The organism is Haladaptatus sp. AB643 (genome assembly GCF_024136975.1).
Taxonomy (GTDB): Archaea; Halobacteriota; Halobacteria; order Halobacteriales; family Haladaptataceae; genus Haladaptatus.
Window position 1 is genome coordinate 495759 of the sequence record NZ_JAMYJW010000001.1, and the last position, 20650, is coordinate 516408.

At 61.5% G+C, this 20650-nt stretch carries 20 protein-coding genes; 7 read left to right on the plus strand and 13 right to left on the minus strand.

Features of this window, described 5'->3' with window-relative positions; translation table 11 throughout:
• Positions 1-406 precede the first annotated feature (406 nt).
• Together NKF25_RS02575 and pepF are read right to left on the minus strand one after the other, a co-directional pair.
• On the minus strand, positions 407-1630 hold the full coding sequence (locus NKF25_RS02575) for a proteasome-activating nucleotidase (protein WP_253225157.1): 1224 nt from the start codon (positions 1628-1630) through the stop codon (positions 407-409).
• Between the two features lie 145 nt (positions 1631-1775).
• Positions 1776-3566: an oligoendopeptidase F gene (pepF, locus tag NKF25_RS02580; protein WP_253225158.1), complete on the minus strand. Its 1791-nt coding sequence runs from the start codon at positions 3564-3566 to the stop codon at positions 1776-1778.
• Between the two features lie 100 nt (positions 3567-3666).
• On the opposite strand from pepF, the gene NKF25_RS02585 reads away from it, so the two are divergent.
• Positions 3667-5001 carry a M28 family metallopeptidase gene (locus NKF25_RS02585; protein WP_253225159.1) on the plus strand — a complete coding sequence of 445 codons (1335 nt, stop codon included), beginning with the start codon at positions 3667-3669 and terminating at the stop codon, positions 4999-5001.
• On the opposite strand, the gene NKF25_RS02590 is transcribed toward NKF25_RS02585, so the two are convergent.
• From NKF25_RS02590 to NKF25_RS02615, 6 genes are all read right to left on the minus strand, one after another.
• Positions 4998-5234, minus strand: a complete 237-nt coding sequence (locus NKF25_RS02590; protein WP_253225160.1) for a hypothetical protein — start codon at positions 5232-5234, stop codon at positions 4998-5000. The two genes, NKF25_RS02585 and NKF25_RS02590, sit on opposite strands and share 4 nt — an antisense overlap.
• A gap of 30 nt (positions 5235-5264) precedes the next feature.
• Positions 5265-6056, minus strand: a complete 792-nt coding sequence (truA, locus tag NKF25_RS02595; protein ID WP_253225161.1) for a tRNA pseudouridine(38-40) synthase TruA — start codon at positions 6054-6056, stop codon at positions 5265-5267.
• A gap of 135 nt (positions 6057-6191) precedes the next feature.
• Positions 6192-6791, minus strand: a complete 600-nt coding sequence (locus NKF25_RS02600) for an asparagine synthase-related protein (RefSeq protein ID WP_253225162.1) — start codon at positions 6789-6791, stop codon at positions 6192-6194.
• 1 nt (position 6792) lies between these two features.
• Positions 6793-7134 (minus strand): DNA-binding protein, encoded by a 342-nt coding sequence (locus tag NKF25_RS02605; protein WP_253225163.1) that lies wholly within the window; start codon positions 7132-7134, stop codon positions 6793-6795.
• Positions 7135-7260: 126 nt separating this feature from the next.
• A complete protein-coding gene (locus NKF25_RS02610) occupies positions 7261-7716 on the minus strand; it encodes a 30S ribosomal protein S19e (protein ID WP_253225164.1) in 456 nt (151 codons plus the stop codon).
• Between the two features lie 58 nt (positions 7717-7774).
• On the minus strand, positions 7775-8824 hold the full coding sequence (locus NKF25_RS02615; RefSeq protein WP_253225165.1) for a lysylphosphatidylglycerol synthase transmembrane domain-containing protein: 1050 nt from the start codon (positions 8822-8824) through the stop codon (positions 7775-7777).
• An 81-nt stretch (positions 8825-8905) separates the two neighbouring features.
• Between NKF25_RS02615 and thiL the strand changes: the two genes are divergently transcribed.
• Positions 8906-9811 (plus strand): thiamine-phosphate kinase, encoded by a 906-nt coding sequence (thiL, locus tag NKF25_RS02620; RefSeq protein WP_253225166.1) that lies wholly within the window; start codon positions 8906-8908, stop codon positions 9809-9811.
• 12 nt (positions 9812-9823) lie between these two features.
• Here thiL and NKF25_RS02625 read toward each other — a convergent pair whose 3' ends face one another.
• The 4 genes from NKF25_RS02625 to NKF25_RS02640 form a co-directional block, all read right to left on the minus strand.
• A complete protein-coding gene (locus NKF25_RS02625) occupies positions 9824-10945 on the minus strand; it encodes a site-2 protease family protein (protein WP_253225167.1) in 1122 nt (373 codons plus the stop codon).
• A 34-nt stretch (positions 10946-10979) separates the two neighbouring features.
• On the minus strand, positions 10980-11930 hold the full coding sequence (locus NKF25_RS02630) for an AEC family transporter (RefSeq protein ID WP_253225168.1): 951 nt from the start codon (positions 11928-11930) through the stop codon (positions 10980-10982).
• A gap of 332 nt (positions 11931-12262) precedes the next feature.
• Entirely contained in the window at positions 12263-12511 is a 249-nt protein-coding gene (locus NKF25_RS02635) for a hypothetical protein (RefSeq protein WP_066140859.1), read from the minus strand.
• A gap of 243 nt (positions 12512-12754) precedes the next feature.
• The gene (locus NKF25_RS02640; RefSeq protein ID WP_253225169.1) at positions 12755-13564 is read right to left on the minus strand and encodes a molybdopterin synthase; all 810 of its coding nucleotides are present in this window, start codon (positions 13562-13564) and stop codon (positions 12755-12757) included.
• 87 nt (positions 13565-13651) lie between these two features.
• Between NKF25_RS02640 and pyrH the strand changes: the two genes are divergently transcribed.
• From pyrH to NKF25_RS02660, 4 genes are all read left to right on the plus strand, one after another.
• The gene (pyrH, locus tag NKF25_RS02645; protein ID WP_066140864.1) at positions 13652-14371 is read left to right on the plus strand and encodes a UMP kinase; all 720 of its coding nucleotides are present in this window, start codon (positions 13652-13654) and stop codon (positions 14369-14371) included.
• Entirely contained in the window at positions 14368-16023 is a 1656-nt protein-coding gene (lysS, locus tag NKF25_RS02650; protein ID WP_253225170.1) for a lysine--tRNA ligase, read from the plus strand. Before pyrH ends, lysS begins: the two co-directional genes overlap by 4 nt.
• 145 nt (positions 16024-16168) lie before the next feature.
• Positions 16169-16477: a hypothetical protein gene (locus NKF25_RS02655; protein ID WP_253225171.1), complete on the plus strand. Its 309-nt coding sequence runs from the start codon at positions 16169-16171 to the stop codon at positions 16475-16477.
• A gap of 91 nt (positions 16478-16568) precedes the next feature.
• A complete protein-coding gene (locus NKF25_RS02660) occupies positions 16569-18371 on the plus strand; it encodes a site-2 protease family protein (RefSeq protein WP_253225172.1) in 1803 nt (600 codons plus the stop codon).
• Between the two features lie 36 nt (positions 18372-18407).
• Here NKF25_RS02660 and NKF25_RS02665 read toward each other — a convergent pair whose 3' ends face one another.
• Positions 18408-18923: a PadR family transcriptional regulator gene (locus NKF25_RS02665; protein ID WP_253225173.1), complete on the minus strand. Its 516-nt coding sequence runs from the start codon at positions 18921-18923 to the stop codon at positions 18408-18410.
• A gap of 136 nt (positions 18924-19059) precedes the next feature.
• Between NKF25_RS02665 and NKF25_RS02670 the strand changes: the two genes are divergently transcribed.
• Positions 19060-20538, plus strand: a complete 1479-nt coding sequence (locus NKF25_RS02670) for a heme-binding protein (RefSeq protein WP_253225174.1) — start codon at positions 19060-19062, stop codon at positions 20536-20538.
• Positions 20539-20650 lie beyond the last annotated feature (112 nt).

The window sequence follows — 20650 nt, forward strand, 5'->3', positions numbered from 1 at the left end:
ATTACCCACCGTCGGACGTAAAAAAGACACCTCCTTCGAGGCGGGAAAAATAATTCTCGAATGGCAGGTCGATTTTCCGTCGAGATGAAATCCGACAACCGTCGTCGTTTCTCGGACGGACACGACCGCCGGAATCAGCAATTGAGACAACCGCAAGAGAACAGCAACCGACGCAAACAACGGGAATCGGCAACCGACACGAGCGACAAGTATCAGCGATTGACGCAACCGCGGAGACCAGTATCATCTCCGGAAAATCGGAGATTTTCCGGGCCGACGACTCCCTCGAAGGAACGATGGGGACTCGCGAAGCGAGTCCCCGAGTGACTGAGGGGGTGAGGAGCGCTTTTGGTCCAGATTTTTATCGAGGGTCGCGGAGCGACCCTCGCAATAAAAAGGTGGGTTCTTAGTAGGCGTACCGCAGGTTCGGGACCGTCGTGTCGTCACCGGCTTCCATCTTTTCGAGCGCGTCTTCGAAGTCGGCCATGGTCACTTCGGTCCGCTCGTCGCGGATGGCGACCATGCCGGATTCGGTGGTCAGGCTCTCTATCTCCGCACCGCTGAAGCCGTCGGTTTCCTCGGACAGGCGGTCGAAGTCCACGTCGTCGGCGAGGTTCATGCGCTGGGTGTGGATTTCGAGGATACGGCGACGGCCCTCCGCGTCCGGGTTGGGCACTTCGATGAGGCGGTCGAAGCGACCGGGGCGGAGGATGGCGCTGTCGAGCATGTCGAAGCGGTTGGTCGCCGCGATGATGCGGATGTTGCCACGGTCCTCGAAGCCGTCCATCTCCGAGAGCAGTTGCATCATCGTCCGCTGGACTTCGGCGTCGCCCGACGTCTTCGAGTCGGTGCGCCGCGAGGCAACGGCGTCGATTTCGTCGATGAAGATGACGGCGGGTTCGCGTTCGGCCGCGAGCGAGAACAGGTCGCGGACGAGTTTCGCACCCTCGCCGATGAACTTCTGGACGAGTTCCGACCCGGCCATCTTGATGAACGTGGCGTCGGTTTCGTTGGCGACCGCTTTCGCCAGCATCGTCTTCCCGGTTCCCGGTGGGCCGTGGAGGAGGACGCCGCTCGGCGGTTCGATACCGGCCTCCTCGAACTGTTCCGGGTTGACGAGCGGTTCCTCGACCGCCTCCCGAACTTCCCGAATCTGGTCGCCGATGCCACCGATGTCCTCGTAGGTGACGCTCGGCGACGCGTCGACTTCCATCGCCTGTGCACGGGCATCCTTTTCGGTGTCCAACACCCGTTGGATGGTGAACGAATCGTTGACCGCGACGCGGTCCCCTGCCTCGATGTCGGACCGCATCTGGACCGCCACCTCGGTCAGCACTTCCTGGTTGTTGCCGTGTTGTTTGATGATGATGCCGTCGTCGGTAACATCCTCGACGGTCGCGACGTACAGCGAAGTCGTTTTCAGCATCTCGTTTTCGCGCTGTAGTTTGTCGACCTCTTCGGAGAGGTTGTCGTGTCGCTCCGCGGCCGCATCGACGCGCTCACGCAGTTTGTCGTTGACTTTGGTGATATCCGTAAAATGATCTTGAAGCGCCGACAGGCGCTCATCGTCGGACATGTCCGGGTCCAGTTCAAGCGTCGGACGGTCGGGAACGGATGGACTACGTGACATTTGTTGTTCGTCCGTAAGGCGCCACATTAAAAGTGCCTTTGGGTCGCGGGGTATCCACAAAGTTGGTATAGCTGCATCTATCGGCGCGGATTGCCGGGAAATTCCACGCAAAAAAAGCGCTGACGAGTGGGAAAAACGACGCGCGTTAGAGCAGTTCTTCCATCTCGTCCAGTCGCTCACCGTACACGTCCAGCGCGCGCTGAATGGGTTCGGGCGAACTCATATCGACGCCCGCACCCTGGAGCAGTTCGAGCGGGTACTCGCGCGACCCGTTACGCAGGAAGTCGAGATACCGTTCCGCGGCGGGTTCGCCTTCCTCCAAAATCTTGTCAGCCAGCGCGACGGCGGCGCTGATCCCCGTGCTGTACTGATAGACGTAGTAGGCACGATAGAAGTGCGGGATACGCATCCATTCGCGCTCGATTCGGTCGTCGACGACGGCGGGTTCGTAGAACTCGCGCTTCAGGTCGCCGTACACCCCGTCGATCCTGTCGGGCGTGAGCGCCTCGTCGTTTTCCGCGAGTTGGTGTACTTGATGTTCGAAATCGGCGAACAGCGTCTGTCGGTAGAGCGTCGAACGGAATCGTTCCAGATACTCGTTCAGGATGTGTCGGCGGAGGTCGGGGTCTTCGACCGTTTCGAGGAGGTGGTGGGTCAACAGCGCTTCGTTGACCGTGCTGGCGACTTCGGCGACGAAGATTTCGTACCCGCTGTACGCGTAGGGTTGTTCCTCGCTCGTCAACTGCGAGTGAAGGGAGTGACCGAGTTCGTGTGCCAGCGTGTACATCGAGGAGATGTCGTCCTGATAGTTCATCAGGATGAACGGCTGGGTGTCGTAGGTTCCACCGCTGTAGGCACCCGCCCGCTTGTCCTTCGTCTCGTACACGTCGATCCACTGCGATTCGATCCCCTCGGCGACACGCGACTGATAGTCGTCTCCGAGCACTCCCACTGCGTCCACGACGTACTCGATCGCTTGGTCGTAATCGAGGTCCGGGCTTTCCGTGTCCGTCATCGGCATGTACACGTCCCACATCTGCAGTTCGTCCACGCCGAGACTCTCGCGTTTGAGTTCCACGTGCTTGTGGAGTTTGTCGAGGTTGTCACGGACGGTATCGAGGAGGTTGTCGTACACCTCGACGGGAACGTTCGGGCCGTCCAACGCGGCCTCGCGTGCGGTGTCGTAGTTCCGGGCACGGGCGTACTTCACGTCGGATTTGACGCTGTTTTTGTACGCCGCACCGACCGAGTTTCGAACGTCGCTCCACTCGTCGAAGTAGTTCTCGTAGACGGTCTGACGGAACTCGCGGTCCTGATTTTTGAGGAGGTTGGTGAAGTTGCTCTGGGTGATTTCGACCGACTCCCCGTCGGGGTTTTCGACCGTCGGGAACGTCATGTCGGCGTTCGAAAGCATGCTGTAAATCTCGTTCGGGGCGCCGGTGACTTCGCCGAACTCCGCGAGCAGGTTCTCGATCTCGGCCGAGCGGGTGTGCTCTTTCATCCGGATCGTGTCGTCCAACGCGTGTTCGTACTCCTCGAGTCCGTCCGTTTCCGCGATCATCCGGTCGAGTTCCTCGCGGTCGAGCGACTGAATCTCCGGTTCGATGAAACTCGTCGCGCTTCCCGCACGGGACGCGAGCGACTGGGCACGCGAGGCGAGCGCTTGGTACTCCTGGTTGGACGTGTCCTCGTCGCTTCGCATCCGAGCGTAGGAAGCGACCATCGACACTTCGCGTCCGAGTTCGTCGGTGAGTCGAAGTACCGTGAGGAGCGTCTCGCCGTCCTCGGTGACCTGTCCCTCGTACTCTTCGAGTTCGTTTAGCCGCTCCTCCACGTCCTCGTATGCGTCCTCCCACTCGTCGTCGGTCGCGTAGATACTCTCCAGATCCCACTTGTATTGGGCGTCGATATCGCTCCGTTCGGGAACAGAACTCATACCACGACCTACGACTAGCCCCGCCGTAAACGTTGATATTCCGGAATGAGGGGATTTCCGCTGAAACGAGGTTTTTAACCGATGACGACGCAGTGGCTGTATGACCGACGAGACGGCACGCGCGCTCGGCGAAATGTGGCAGGACGACTATCCGTGGACTTTCCTGACGAAACTGACCGAACTCGAAAACAGGATGGGTGGCCATCCCGGTGAGGAACGAGCGGCGGAACTAGTCGTGGAGGCGTTCGAACGTGCCGGGGCACGAAACGCACATACCGAGGCGTTCGACATGAACTGTTGGACCCGCGGGTCGGCCGAACTCGCCGTCACCGACCCGATCGAACGGTCGTTCGAAACCATCGCGCTCCCGTACTCGCTGGCGGGTGACGTGCAGGGAGAACTGGTAGACGTCGGTCATGGTATGCCCGAGGAGATAGACGCGGTCGACGTGGCCGGAAAGATCGCCGTTGCCAGCACGACGACGCCCGACGGAAGCCGGTTCATCCATCGAATGGAGAAGTTCGGACACGCCGCCGCCGCGGGTGCGGAGGCGTTCATCTTCCACAACCACGTTCCGGGACAACTTCCGCCGACCGGTTCGCTCACGTTCGGGGACGAAGCCGCGCTTCCCGCCGTCGGCGTCAGCAAGGAAACCGGCGCGTGGTTGACCGAGTACGCCGAAACGGGCGCGACCGCGAGGCTGGTCGTCGACGCGACGACCGAACCGGGAACCAGTCACAACGCCGTGGCGGAACTCGGTCCCGAGACCGACGAGGAGGTCGTCGTCGTCGCCCACTTGGATTCACACGACATCGCGGAGGGAGCACTCGACAATGGCTGTGGCATCACCACCGTCGTCGCGGCGGCCCACGTGCTCGCGAAGATGGACCTCGACACGCGCGTCCGGGTCGTGGGCGTCGGCTGTGAGGAAATCGGGCTACTGGGCGCACAGGCGTTGGTCGAGTCGCTCGATACGGAGCGGACGAAAGCCGTCGTGAACGTCGACGGTGCCGGGCGGTTCCGTGACATGCTGGCGTACATGCACGGCTCCGAGACGATGCGTTCGGTGATCGAAACCGTCTCCGATGACGCGAACCAACCGATCTCGATTCAGGAGGGCGTGCATCCGTTCAGCGACCACTGGCCGTTCCTGAAGGCAGGCGTTCCGGCGCTCCAACTCCACAGTGAAGCCGACGTCAGCGCACCCGGCCTTCGGGGACGCGGGTGGGGTCACACTCACGCCGACACGCGGGACAAGGTCGACGACCGCAACCTCCGCGAACACGCCATGCTGGCGGCGTTGTTGATCCGGGAGGTCGCATCGCGCGGCGAGATTCCGCGTCCGGTGCCGGACGAAATCGTGGAAAACCTCCGTGAACAGGAGTACGAGGAGGGAATGCGAGCGGCGGGTATCTGGCCCGACGGCTGGAACTAGGCTCGGTTCGTGATTTCCGCCCGAACGATCTCTTCGACGAGTATTGCAAGCCCGCGAACGATGAGATACACGCCACCGACGAGCGACGCGAGCGCGAGGAGGGCGAAGACGACGGTTCCGAGGAACCCGAACGCTCCCATCACGAACACGCCGAGCGTTCGTCCCAAAAACATCGCCAGCAGCCCCAGCACGATATTTACCGTTACTTCCCACAGCAATCCATCATTGACCATACCGAAAAGAAGGGCGTGTTCGGTATATATCTACTCGATAGTTCGACAGATGTCCCGCGCCACGCGACTCCTCGTCCGCCGTTCCACTCGGAGGTCGCCGAACACGTCGTGGAGGCTTTTCGTCGCCGCGCCGTCCACCGCGAATTCGAGATCGTAGCCCACGTCCGCGAGGTAGAGCGGATGGGCGGGTGCGCACGGAACGCCTTCCTTCCCGTCGAGCGGTTCCGACGCGAGCACGCGGTCTATCTTCGCCATCTCCTCCTCGCCGGTCGCGATGGCGTGAATCAGCGAGACGACACGCCGGACGAGGTTTCTGGCGAAGCCGCCGGCGCGAAGCGTGAAGACGAGGTAGTCGTCGTCCTGGAGCACGTCGATATCGAGGTCGCGGACGGTTCCCTCGGTGTCCGGGGTCAAGTTGTGAAAGTCGTGTTCGCCCGAGAGCCGTCTCGATGCGTCCTTTGCCAGCCCGAGGTTGGCTCGTGGCGCATGTGAATGATAGACGTACTCCCGGTAGTAGGCGTCGTGAGTCGCGTGAAACGCCGGATCGACGTCCGTGCTGGCCCAGACGCGAATCTCGCCCGGGAGTTCGCTGTTGAACGCCGACGGGGAGAGCCACTCTGGGCACTCGAAGGCGACCGTCTGTGCGAGGGCGGACACGCCCGCGTCGGTTCTTCCGGCGGCGGCGTACCCCTCCGGTACGTTGTCCGCGACGCCGAGGGCACACAGGGAATCGAACAGGGTATCCTCGACGGTCGGGACGTCCGGCTGTCGCTGGAATCCGTAAAACGGGCTACCGTCGTAGGCGACTCGAAAGGCGCGCATCGACAGTCGGTACACGAGCCGAGCCTTTAGTTCGTCGGTTGTTACCGCCTCTGCGGAGGTTCGCTGGGAAATCGTACCGGAAAACAGGGCCGTTGTTCGAATCGAGTATCCTCGGAGTATATTCGAAATCCGGGGTTAACGTTCCCCGGTGAATCCCGTAACGTAGGTCTGTTCGTGGGCAGGGAACACGTCGGCGATGGTCTCGTCCCCGTGTCCATCGGCGAGGAGCGTTCGAAGCTCGGCCTCGTAGTCGGCCTTCCGAATCTCGTCGCTCGGCCCGGACTCCACGTCGAGCGTCGCCGCGACGAGACGGTCGACGGCACCCCGGCCGAATCCGGAGAGCGGAACGATGTAGTCGATACCGTGGCGGTCTTCGAGGCTCTGGGCCTGTGCACGCGAGACGGTCGGCACGCGGTCGTCACGGCGCGTGCCGTCGGCAATCGCGTCGAACCCCATCGCCGCGACGGCTTCCAACGCGTGAAGATGGACGTGTTGGATGCCGTTTCGCGGGTAGCCGTCATCGACCATCCGCTCGACGGCTTCGTCCGCGACCTCCCGGTCAAGTTCGACCGCCTCGAAGTCGAAACCGGTCGCCTCGGCGGTGTCACGGGCGTATTGCCAATCGTCCGTGACGCCGAAGTGAGCCGTTACGAGGGTGATGTCGTAGAAGTCGTCCAGTATGAGTGCGGCAAGGGTCGAATCCTTGCCACCGCTGTAGAGGAGTCCGAGCTCCATCTCAGCGGCGCTTGATGTTGAAGCTCGTCTTCTCGGGCTTCAGTTCGCGTAGCAACTCCTTCATCTTCGCGTCGTCTATTTTTCCGTTGATACGGCCGCTCTGTGCGATCGCCAGTATCTGTTGTTCGACCTGTTCCGCGAACTGCGGTTTGCTCATGCGAACCGAGTTCAACCGCTTTCGCGCGCCGTCGGTCAAGTACTGTCGAAGCAACGCCTGTTTCTGGGCGTTCGCCTGTTGTTGTGCCTGTTGCTGGGATTCTTCCTGTTGTTGTTGGTCCTGTAGCTCTTCCATCCGCTGCTTTCGAAGCTCTTCCAATCGTTCGTCGTCGGGATTTCCACTCATCTCTTATCGGTTGTTTACCCCGCACGACCAAAAACAATTACGGACGTTTTCTCTCGGACACCGTGATGTGGAGTCGAATACCCACGACTGGACGAGGGAAGATGAAAAACGGAAAAACGGACGTATTCAGGCGTAGCGTTCGAGTTCCGGTCGGTCGAGGTCGGAGAGGACTTCCCCGGCGGTGTCGTCGAGAAGGCTTCGACCGTCAGCCGTGATTTCGCGGCCACGGTGTTCATTGGACTGGATGAGGTCTTCCTCTTCGAGTTGTTGGAGGATGGTTCGGATGACCTTCTTGCTGCCGTCCGATCGGTGGCTCGGGGCGACGGCGTAGCGGTTCGAGCCGTCCTTGCTGCCGCCGTATTCGGTCGAGAGGCGCTCGACACCGATGGGGCCGTTCATGGCGACCTTGCGAAGGAGGCTTCCGGCGCGGATGTACCAGAAGTTCTCCTGTTCCGGAGGCAGTTCGCGTTGGGAACCCGTCTTCGTGAATTCTGCCCAGTCCGGTCGGTCGAATCGTTCTTCGAGGTCGTCGGCGAGCGCGTCGATAAGCGCATCCGCCGGAACGTCGTAGAGCGTCGTCATAGGACAGATTTCCTTGCGACGGCGTTTAAAGCCATCGTTACGGAGTAGGGACCTACCGTCAGTCGCTCCTGATGCTGCCGGTCTTCGCGTTGTCGGCTTCCAACATCGCCGTCGTCGAACCGCCGATGAGAACCGGAAGGAAGTACGTCGCCCCGCGGTGAATCAGCGCTGCCGCGCTCGCCGTCGTCGCTGAGACCCCGGCGATGGGGACGAGGAGGATAACCAGCACGGCGTCGACTCCGCCGAGACCACCGGGAAGTGGGGTGATACTGGCCATACTTCCGAGGGGGATTACGAACAGAACGGCCGCGAACGGAACGGTGTATCCGAGCGCGTAAAACGACAGCCAGAGTGACACCGCCGAGAGAAACCATCCGAACGCCGAGAAAAACATCGAAAGCGCGAGGCCACGACGGTTCCCTGCGACGCGTTCGATAGCGTCGAAAAACCCTCGAAGGCGGTGAACTACCGCCGCTTTGCTCGTCGGCGTGAGCCGCGGCACGAACCGGGCCAAGGCACCGACGACCCTCACGACGATGTCGGCAATCTTCATCTCGACTTGGTTACGGTTCCGCCATCCGAGGATTGCGACGATAGGGACGGCGATGGCGACTGCGACGAGAGTGAGCGCAACCATCACGAGGGCGTGTCCGAGCGTGAGCACTGTCGCGTAGTAGGCCACACCGACGAGCGCGAAAGAGATGGACGGGACGAAGTTGATGGAGTCCACGCTGGCGATAGCGCCGAGACTCGACTCGTAATCGGCGTTCGTCGTCCGCGAGATGAGCAGCGCGGCGAACGGTTCGCCGCCCGCTTGCCCGAACGGAGTGACGTTGTTGGCGAACGTCGCACCGGCGTAGAGCGAAAACGCGCGCAGCACGGAGATACGAATCCCGAGAACCCGGAGGACGGTACGGAGCGACATCGACCACGAGAAAAGCCACGCTAGGGCGACGACGGCGACGGCGATGACGATTCGTCCATCGGCCATCGTGAGCGACGTCATAATCTCGTTGATACCAGCGAGTGAAAAGATGACGAGCAGAACGGCAATCGCCGCTACGAAGCCGACGATTATCGTTCGCATGTCACCCAAGTCGAGACGCATCACGTTCCTAATCTCGCGGGGGTGGCTTGAAGCCAACGAAGACCGTTCGGCTTTTTCCCCCGCCGCGAGCAAACCACGTGTATGGACGAACGCGCCGCGCTCCGGCTACTTGCGGGCGAGCTCCCCGACGCGGGAGATGACGCCGCCGTCATCGACGGACACGTGCTGACTACGGACATGCTCCACGAGACGACGGACTTCCCGCGTGGAACGACCCGATATACCGCTGGCTGGCGAGCAGTCGGCGCGTCCCTCTCCGATGTCGCGGCGATGGGCGCAAGCGCTGTCGCTGGCGTCGCCGTCTACGCGGCCCCCGAATTCGAACCGGCGGAACTGGAATCCTTCGTCGAGGGTGCGAGCGACGTCTGCAAGTCCGTCGGCGCGCGGTACGTCGGCGGCGACTTGGACACGTTCGAGGAGTTCACCACGTCCACGACGGTCCTCGGTCGAACTGACGACCCCGTTTTGCGTTCGGGAGCGACCCGAGGCGACCTGCTCTGTGTCACCGGAACGCTCGGCCGAAGCGGAGCGGCCCTTCGACTGTTCGAAGCGGGTGACGTGGAACGAGCGAACGATCTGTTTCGGTTCCAGCCACGGGTCGAGGATGGACGGGCACTCGCCCCGTTTGCGACCGCGATGATGGATTCGAGCGACGGCCTCGCGCGGTCGGTCCATCAACTCGCCGAAGCCAGTGGCTGTGGTTTCGAACTCGACGGCGAATCGGTTCCCGTCGCCGAAAGCGTTCGGGAGGTTGCGGCGGATGAGGGGGACGAACGTGATTTGAGCTTCTTCTTCGGCGAGGATTTCGAACTCGTGTTCACCGTTCCCGAATCGCGGTTGGCTGACGCACGGACGGCCGCGCCGACGACGATTTCGGTCGTCGGCGAAGTCACTGACGGGGGCGACGGTTCGGAGCCGAAAATCACGATCGATGGTGAACCGTTACCCGACCGCGGGTACACGCACGGGCGGACGGACGGAGAGTAGAGCGTCCTCGGCTCAAGGGATGATTTTGATGGGCGTCGGCGTGAAACAGAGGATGCCGAGCACGAACGTGAGCAACCCGAGTATCTTCCGGCGAGTGTCGAGGTCGCCGTCGTCGATGGGCGTCGCGGGACCCACGTACGCGAAGAACATCGAGAGGAATCCCCAGATGACCCAGAGAACGGTGGCGTTGCTCACGTCGAGGACGTAGAAGACGTACGCGGCGAGACCGAACAGGACTGCCGGAACGAGCGCGGCGATGCTCTCCTGGCGTTCGCCGATCATCGCGCGGACGATGTGCCCGCCGTCGAGTTGCCCGACCGGAATGAGGTTGAGGAACGTGACGAACATGCCGACCCAGCCGCCGATGACGACGGGGTTGACGGATTTCGCGGGGTTATCGAACGTGAGCGGTTGACCCATCACCCAGGCGATTCCCTTGAGTAGCGGCGGATAGCCGAACTGAATTTCCACGAGGTTCGCGCTGTTCATCACCGACTGCGGGACTGTAACTGGATCGAGCGTCAGACCGACGGCGGTGACGATGACCGTCGCGACGAGTCCGGCGAGCGGCCCCGAGACACCGATGTCGAACAGGGCTTCCCGGTCCGGCATCTGCCCTTTCATCCGGATGACCGCCCCCATGGTCCCGATGAGGGTCGGCATCGGGATGAAGTACGGAAGCGTCGCGTCCACGCCGTGGTAGCGGCTCATCACGTAGTGGCCGAGTTCGTGCGTTCCCAGTACACCCATCACGGCAAACGCGAACGGCCACGCGGTCAGGACGGCCTTCACGGGTTGTGAAAAGGGGTGAACGTGATACCACGAGGCACCCGCAATGAGCGTCGAGAGGACGGTGGCGACGAAGAGAACGACGTTCTTCCACGGGATTCCGTCCGGACCGAGATGAATCGGTTCGGCGACCAGCACGTACTCCCCCATTCGCGTCGAAAGCGAGACTTCGTACCCCTGCTCGCGGAAAAGCGGCCATAACGTCTGCATCAGACGCTCTTGAGCGACGAGTGGCTCTCCATAGTAAACTAACTGCTCGCCATCAGTTCGGACATCGTACACCCGAAATACCGAGTGCAACCGTTCCAGCGATGGTCCTGCGTTTGGCGGCTCCCTTGAAGCCATTCGTCCACACTACGGAACGAATCGCTATAAACCCCTAGACGACCGCACCCGACTGCAGGATAGCGATCAGAACGGTCAGAACGGGGACACTGAGTAACGTGCTGACAAAAATTGCGGTGCTCACGTACTCCGGCCCGGAGATTCCGCTCGCCCCTCGATTGTACTCGATAGTGAGGATGAGCGGCGTCACGGCGGCAGGCATCGCGCACTCGAGGACGAACACGCGTGCGACGGTGACGTCCTGAAACCCGAGCAGGAAGACGATACCGACGGCGAGCGCCGGAGCGACGACCAGTTTCAGGGCGTTCGATACCCCGACACGCGCGATGGCCGCCCCCGAATCCGTGTTCGCCAACTGGATGCCGAGCATGAGCAACATGATGGGGATGGCGGCGTTACCGGTCAGGTTCAGCGTGCTCATCACCGCGGAGTCGGTCGGCGGAACGAGACCCAGAAACCGGACCAACCCGGCCGCGAGAACCGCGTACACGAGCGGCAGTTTGAACACCTCGCGGAGCGCGGCGAGGCTCGACGTTTCGTCACCGCGCGAGGCGACGTAGACGCCGAGCGTGTAGGTGAGCACCGATTGCATCGCGATGTAGAGGATGGCGGTGCTCCGTCCGACATCGTGAAACGCGAACTGTGAGAGGGGGATTCCGTAGTTTCCGGCGTTGGGAAACGCGCTCGTCAGAACCAGTGCACCGAGGACGGGTTCGGTCTCGCCGAGTGCGCGGCCGACGAGTTCCGCCACGACGACCATCCCGACCGTGAAGACGAGGACGCCGACGCCGAGCGTTGCGACCGTCCCCCCGTCGAGCGACGATGTCGTGAGACTGTAGAAGACCAACGCGGGGTTCAACACGTAAATCGTGACGGTACCCAAGGCGCTAACTTCGATATCACGAACGGTTCCGAGGAGAAAGCCGACGGCCGCAACCGCGAGAACGGGCAAAATCGCATTCGTCAACGCTGAGAGGAGTGACACTGGTCGAACGAAAACAGTCCGAGACTACAAAAGCGTCGAAGGAGGAAAAGGGGGGAGGGGAAGCGTGTGGCAGATCCGCGGGACAGCTGCGGAATCCCAGGGGGACCGGGGCTTCGGTGGCTGCTGGGGATCGAGTTTCGGTTCGGGGATTCAGGGATGGGGTGTGACAGTCGTGGTTTGGTGGTGGGAGGGGTGGTGGTTCGAGTCGGGGTCGTCAGGGGTTGCTTGGGTGTTGGGGGTGGGTGTTCGGGGTTGTCAGGGGTTGCTTGGGGTCGGAGGTGGGTGACTCGGGCGCGGGGACTTCAGGAGCACACGGGGGACGTGAGCCGAAGTTACGCACGAGCGATACGCCACGTCGTCGCACTCGTGTACGACCACTTCTCGACTTCGAGTTCGGAGCAGTCGGTCAGTTTCACCATCAGCGCGCCTATCTCCTTCGCGGAGAGGCCGACTTCGTCGGCGATGAACTTGCTCTTGAAGTAGAGCTCGCCATCGCTCGCTTTCTCGCACAGGTACTGCTTGAGGCGGGCTTCTTTGGATTCCGGTTCAGGGCTTTCGGTGGCGGCTTGTGTAGCGCTCATGTGCTGACTCCAGTTTCTCCATAGACCGGGGATATGTTATAAAGGAAGGAAGCTTAGGGTAATTTCGGGAATCTTCAGGTGAATTGAACACGAAGTGTCGTGAACACGGGTAAAAACGACATTTTATAAATCCTTTAGAATCGGTTTAATAGTTTACAAACACCTCTCGTCTTTTATTCCGCAGCAATACGTAAACAACCCAACTCGCCCAAAATAGCCAGATTATCGACTAATCTCGTCCCGTTATCGGTCGTGAACCCAGAACTGCTCGTCGAGCGTCACCTCTTTTTTGAAGATCGGTACCTCCGCTTTCAGACGGTCGATACCGTCTTCGACGGTTCGGAACGCCTCTCCGCGGTGACCCGCCAGCACGACGACGAAGACGATGTCCTCGCCGTAGTCGATTCGGCCGGTTCGGTGGTGCATGAGGACACTGAAAACACCTTCACGCGCTTCGAGGTCGGAACGAATCGCGTCCAGTTTCTCCTGGGCGACACCGTCGTACATCTCGAAGTCGAGGAATTCGGTCGGCGAATCGTCGTCCGAGTCCTTCGCCCTGACGCGGCCGGTAAACGTGGCAATCGCGCCCGACCGTTCGGCTTCGGGGTCGCGTTTCACCCGCGCGACCAACGATTCGAGCGTCTCGTGTGGTTCGGTCGCTTCGAGCGCAGTCACGACCTCCTCGACGTCGAGCGCATCGGGACTCGCCGCTCGCGTGAGAACCTCACCGGAGCAGTCCGCGTCACCGAGAACGATCCGTGGGATGTCGACATCCGGAAATCCGACCACGACGGCGTACTCGTGGTCCGGAGCGAGTCGGTCGATAACCTCGGTAACTGACGTATTTTGTCCGCGTGCGCGCCAGCCGTCGCCGAGTTCGAACGCCGTTTCAGCGGCAGCATCGAACGAGTCCGCCGAACCGGACGGGGCGGGAGCGTCCGACGCGTCCGGCTCACGACGAACGGTTCCAACCGTGCCCGATTCCCCGAACCGATCGGTGAGTCGGTCGGCGACGGTCTCCGCACCCTCGCCGGCGACACCCACTACGTACATGGACGTATTGCAGGGGGCGAGGCGCTTTTAGCCTTCGGTCGGAAGTTGAGAACGCTTAAGGCCGCGTCCGGGTAAGTCGGCTGTAGTATGAAGGTGGTCGTTTCTATCGGCGGTAGTGTGCTCGCTCCTGATCTGGAATCCCAGCGAGTGCGCGGACACGCCGAAGTCATAGAATCGCTCGCAACGGAGGGATGTGAAATCGGTGCGGTCGTCGGCGGCGGCGGTGTCGCCCGCGACTACATCGGTACCGCACGGAACCTCGGCGCGAACGAAATCGAACTGGACGATATCGGTATCGACGTGACGCGACTGAACGCCCGGCTGCTCATCGCAGCGCTCGGCGAACGCGCCGCCCCGAGCCCGGCGGAAACGTACGAAGAAGCGGGAACCGCGATGCATCGCGGCGACATCGCCGTCATGGGTGGCGTGATGCCCGGCCAGACGACGGACGCCGTGAGCGCGGCACTGGCCGAGTACACCAACGCCGACCTGCTCGTCTATGCGACGAGCGTGAACGGCGTGTACAGCGATGATCCCAACGAAGTGGAAGACGCGACGAAGTACGACGAACTCTCGGCGAGCGAACTCGTGGACATCGTCACCGACCTCGAAATGACGGCGGGTAGCTCCGCACCCGTGGACTTCGTGGCCGCGAAACTCATCGGACGCTCGGGCGTCAGAACCATCGTCCTCGACGGAACGGAACCGCAACGCATCGCGGACGCCGTCCTCGACGGGAAACACACTGGAACCGACATCATTCCCGAGGGCGCGGACGACGAGATGACCTACTGGGTACAAGAATGAGCGCGGGAACGACACCGATAGACGAGCGGGACGAATCGGCGTCGGAAAACCACCACGCATTCTGGGCCGACGAAGTCGCCGACCGAATCGAGGCGCGGGACCCCGACGACCCCATCGTCATCAAGGGCGGAATATCGCCGTCCGGCGTTCCGCACCTCGGCAACGTCAACGAGATTATGCGCGGCTACTTCGTTGCCGAAGTCCTCCGCGACAGGGGTCACGAGGTTCGACAGGTCTTCACCGCGGACGACCGCGACCCGCTTCGAAAGCTCCCCCGAAAACTGGCCGATTTGGACGGCAACATCGTGGAACTGGGTGATGTGAACGCGGGGGCACTCGGACGGAACCTCGGCAAACCGTACACCGACATCCCGGACCCGTTCGACTGCTGTGACTCCTACGGGGAGCACTTCTCGAACCTCATCCAGCAGAGCGCGGACCTGTTGGACGTTCCAATCGACGTGGTGTCGAACACCGAGATGTACAAATCCGGCGAACTGGAGGACGTGACCCGCGAACTTCTCGAAAATTCGGAGAGAGCCCGTGATGTGCTCGCGGAGTATCAGGACAAGGTGGACGGCGAATACATCCCGTTCAACCCCATCTGTGAGGAGTGTGGAAAGGTGACCGAGACGGTCACCGATTTCGACGTCGATGCCGGAACTGTCGAATACGTCTGCACGGACCTGAAGGCGGGCGACAACGTCATCGACGGTTGTGGTCACGAAGGGACGGCGACCCTCCGCGAGGGGAAACTCCCGTGGCGCTTCGAGTGGCCCGCCCAGTGGAAGACGCTCGGCGTGGACTTCGAACCGTTCGGCAAGGACCACGCCGAAGGGTCGTGGCCGAGCGGTGAGGACATCGCCCGGAACGTGATGGAGTTCGAACCGCCGGTGCCGATGACCTACGAGTGGTTCACGCTCAACGGCAAGCCGTTTTCCTCCTCCGAGGGGAACATCGTGCTCGTCGCGGAAGTGCTGGAACTGCTCGAACCCGAGGTGTTGCGCTACTTCTTCACCAAGGACCCGAGCAAGGCGCGGGACTTCGACCTCGACCGTCTCGACCTGCTCGTGGACGAGTTCGACCGCTTCGAACGGATCTACTTCGGCGAGGAGGACGCCGACGAACGCGAGCGGACGCTCGCCGAACGGGTGTACCCGATGGTCGTCGCCGAACCGCGGCAGGAACGGATTCGGATTCCGTACACCTTCGCCGCCATCTTGGGTATGACGGACGACCCCGAACTCCGCGAGGAGATCGCGCGGCGCGAAGGGCACATCTCCGATGACGCGCCCGACTGGGCAGTCGAAGATGCGCTCGCACGCGTCGAACGCGCACAGGCGTGGGCGCGACGTACGGGGAACGAGTACGATTACGACCTGAAACGGACCGAGATGCCGGACGTGGATATCGACGCCGAAACGGACGCCGCGCTCGCTGAACTCGCCGACTTCATCGAGGAGGGCCACGACGGCGAGGAAGTGCAGGGCGAGATCTACGAAACGGCGAAACGCCACGATATCGACATCGGCGATTTCTTCAGCACCGGATACGGGTTGTTCTTCGGCGAGGAGCAGGGACCGAAACTCGGCCCTTTCCTCTCGAACTTGGACGAGGAGTTCGTACTCTGCCGTTTGCGGCGGGAAGGGTAAACGCCAACAGAGTTAAGTTGATTGGCAAGTAGTTCCCAACTGCGTCCTTCTAGCAAGGACATAACAAAGTACTTCCCAGTAGTACGGAAGGATGTACAGTCGGAATGGCGACTAATCACGTCAACGACTAAACCGATATATTACCATGGCCCTGATAGAACTAAATCTAGAGAAGCCAGCGTTGAAGCGAACCGAACTCGTCAAAGAATCCGAAGTCGAGACGACCGAGGAACCGGAGACGGAGACGGAAACGGAAGTGTCCGAAGCGGAAATCGAGGAGACGGAAGTCGAGGAGACGAAGGGACGCGGAAAAGCGCGAACCTTCGTCCGTCGTGCAGCAGTCCTCGGCGGTACCGCCGCCGGACTCGCCGCCGCCCGCAAACTCCAGCAGAAGCGGGCCGGCAAGGGAGACGACGTCGAGGACTTCGAGGAAGACTGGCAGACTGCGGAATAAGTTCCGTAGTTACCGACTTCGCCCGACGTTTCGCACTTTTTTCACGTCCGTTCCCAAACGCCTTTGAGCGCCGCGGCCCTTCGTTCCGTCAATGAATACGTTCGTCTGGGTCCTCGTCGGCCTGTTCATCTATTGGGTGGCCCTCATCGGACTACGGGACAGAGGTCTACTCCCCTCCTATATTGGCACTCAGGGGCCGGTTTTAACCCTCCACACGCAGAAAGGAAAGGAACTCATCGAACGACTCGCGCGACCGAAACGGTTCTGGCGGGCGTGGGGGAACTTCGGTCTAGGAATCGCACTCGTCGTGATGGTCGGGACGTTCCTCCTGCTCGTCGTTCAAGCGATCATCGTCGTTCAGAACCCACCCGAACCGACGGCAGTGACGCAACCGCGGAACGTGCTCGTCATTCCGGGGGTCAACCAGTTCCTGCCGCTGTCGGTCGCTCCCGAGATACTGCTCGGCCTGCTCATCGGATTGGTCGTCCACGAGGGCGGCCACGGCATCTTCTGCCGCGTCGAAGACATCGAAATCCGATCGATGGGGTTGGCACTCCTTGCATTCCTTCCGGTCGGGGCGTTCGTCGAACCCGACGAGGAAAGCAGGAGAAACGCCGACAGGGGGAGCCAAAGCCGCATGTTCGCCGCCGGTGTGACGAACAACTTCGCCATCACAGTCATCGCTTTCTTGCTGCTGTTCGGTCCCGTGATGGGCGCGATTTCGGTCGCGTCGGGCGCGGCAGTCGGGGGTGTGTTCCCGGGGTCCGCGGCGGACAACGCGAACATCCAGCGCGGGGACCGTATCGTAGCCGTCAACGGCACGGACGTGACGAGCAACGGTGACCTACACGGCAAACTCGCGGACGTCCAGGGCCGGTCAGTGGACGTGACGGTGAACCGGGACGGAAAGGAGCACCAAACGACCATTCGACGCTCCCTACTCATTACGGGTGTTGCACAGGCCTCCCCGTTCGCATCGGGGGTCGACAAGGGTGAGAGCATCTCCAAAGCCAACGGCACGTCCGTCTACACCGAAAAAGCGTTGGACCGGGAACTCGGCGGGAAGAAGGTCGCCACGATGACCGTGAACGGATCGAAAGTGAGCGGTCCCATCGGCGGACTTTCGACCCTCCAAGACGGTCCCCTCAGCCGTCAGACGAACCTGAAAACAGGCGATACCGTCGTCATCACGGCGATAGACGGGGAGCGTATCACCAACAGTACCGACTTGAGTTCGACGCTTGACGGGTACAACGTCGGGCAGACGGCGACCGTCGAAGCCTACGTGAACGATAGTGGCAGGTACACTCGGCACACCTACGACGTGACGCTCAAGGACAACGGCGACGGGAAGGCCATCGTCGGCATCCTCGTCTCGCCGGGCGTGTCCGGTATTTCGACGAGTAGCTTCGGAACACAACTCTACCCGGCAGGGGTCTTCCACGACCTCATGGGTGGACAGTTCATCTCGATGTTCGGCGGCGGTTCGGGTGGCCCGGTGACGACGTTCCTGTTCGGCATCGTCGGAACGCTGTTGCTCCCGTTCGCCAGCCTTTCGATGCCGGTCGGCTACAACTTCGCGGGCTTCGTCGGATGGAATAGCAACTTCTACGCCGTGCAGGGTCCGCTGTCGTCCTTCGGCGGCGGTGTCTTCCTGTTGGCCAACGTGCTGTTCTGGACGGGATGGATAAACCTCAATCTCGGCTTCTTCAACTGTATCCCCGCGTTCCCGCTCGATGGGGGGCACATCCTCCGCATGGGTGCCGAGGCCATCGTCTCCAGGCTCCCGACCGATCAAGGTCGGCAGGTCACCACGATGATAACGACGACCGTCGGGTTGGTCATGCTGGTGAGCCTTCTGCTAATGGTGTTCGGGCCGCGCCTGCTGTCCTGAAGCGCGAAGAAAATTTTTTCGACTGTTAACCGATCGTCACTCGTCGAGTCCCATCCGTTCTTTGAACTCCTCGGGCGTGTCGGGAATGCGTTCGAAGTCGCCGAAGTCGCGTTCGTGGTGGCGAATTATCTGCTCGACGATCCACGCGCTGAAGGTCTCGTCGAACCGCCATTCGCCGTCCGGGCTCTCGACTTCGAAGCGCTCGTCGGTGGCGAAGGAGACGTAGACGTGGTAGAAGCCGAGGATCACATCCGCAAACTCGTGAGCTTTCGTGCCGCTCTCTACCCGTTTCTCTTCGAGTTCCTCGCGTCCCGCGTCGGTCAGCTTGAAATATTTCCGGTCCGGTTCGTCCTCACGCTCGATCCGTTCGGTCCATCCCTTGTCCTCGAATTTATAAAGGATGGGGTACACCGACCCGTAGGACGGTTCCCAGTGGCCGCCACTTATCTCGCGTATCTCTTTCAGTATCTCGTACCCGTACCGTGGTTTTTCGTCCAGAAGTTCGAGCACGAGGTACGATATCAGGCCTTTCGGCGGGCCACTTTTCCGCATCGGGTGGGGATTTAAGTCCAGATTTTGAAAGGCTTTCGGTCGGGGCGACACCGGCCGGCGTAACCTAAACTGCGGGGTGGACTGAACACAGGTGAAACTCAAAAGTTCCTTGTCCGGTCGTTCCCAACCTCCACATATGCCGAGAAAAGTACCGCCGACCCGCGAGGGGTGGTATGCGCTTCACGACTTCCGAACCATCGACTGGGATGCGTGGCGAGACGCGCCGGAGCGAACCCGCGACGCTGCACTGGCCGACGGTGTCGAATTCCTGAGCGCACACGAGGACGTGACCGACGCCGAGGACGGTTCCTCGGCCGTCTTCAGCGTCATGGGTCACGAAGCCGACCTGCTGATACTCCACTTCCGCCCGACGGTGAACGCGCTCGACACGGCCGAGCGCGCCTTCGAACGGACCGAGTTCGCGGACTTCACCGAGCGAACCGACTCCTACATGTCCGTCACCGAAGTCGGCAGTTACACCTCCGACGAGATGGTGAAAGACCCGGAGGACATCGAGGACACTGGCATGGCTCGCTACGTGGCGAGCAAACTCTACCCCGACGTTCCGGACGCCGAATTCCTCTGTTTCTACCCGATGAGCAAACTCCGCTTGCCGGAGGCCAACTGGTACGACACGCCGTACGACGAGCGCGCAGACATGATGGCGAGCCACGGCGAAATCGGGAAGACCTACGCCGGGAAGGTCACCCAGATCATCACCGGCAGTATCGGGATGGAGGACTACGAGTGGGGCGTGGACCTGTTCAGCAACGACCCAACCCACATCAAGGACATCCTCTACGAGATGCGCTTCGACGAGGCGAGTTCCCGCTTCGCGGAGTTCGGCGAGTTCTCCTTCGGGCGGCGCTTCCCGCCGGAAGACCTCCCCGCGTTCATGGCGGGCGAGGAGATTCCGACGCCGGAGGACGCACACCCGCACGGCGAAAGCCACCACGGGAGCGGCCACGCACACGGCGAGAGTGACCACGGGGAAACCAGCGAGGCCGATAGCCCACACGGAACCGGCGAGGCGGAGGCCGAGGGCATCCGCGGTGAACTCGAAGACCTCGACATCTACGCCGGACAGCCACACGGCGAGGACGTGTACTCCATCGTCCTGTACTCCGAGGCCGACGCGGACGAACTGTTCGAGGAGGTCACTGGACTCCGGGAGAGCTTCGACCACTACGACACGCACGTCAAAACGGCGGTGTACGAGGGCGACGAACGGGCGGCCGTCGTGAGTATCTGGGACACCCAGAGCGCGGCCGAGACGGCGGGCGGCTTCCTCTCGGATCTGCCCGGAATCGTCGCACGTGCGGGCGAGGAGAGCGGCTTCGGCACGATGGGGATGTTCTACACCGTCAAGCCCGAACACCGCGAGGACTTCGTCGAGAAGTTCGGAGCGGTCGGCGACGCGCTCGCCGATATGGAGGGCCACTTCGACTCCGAACTGCTGGCCAACCACGAAGACGAGAACGACATGTTCATCTCCAGCCAGTGGCGGTCGAAGGACGACGCCATGGACTTCTTCCGCAGCGACGCCTTCCGGGACACGGTGAGCTGGGGCCGGGACATCCTGGCGGACCGACCGCGACACGTCTTCCTGGCGTAAGACGGCGACGAGGAACGATAGAATTGATTTTTCTCTGATTATGACGGGTGACCTCGTCCACGAACATTTCGAAGAGAAGTGTTTGGTTTTGTCGTGATTTCAGTACCCGAGC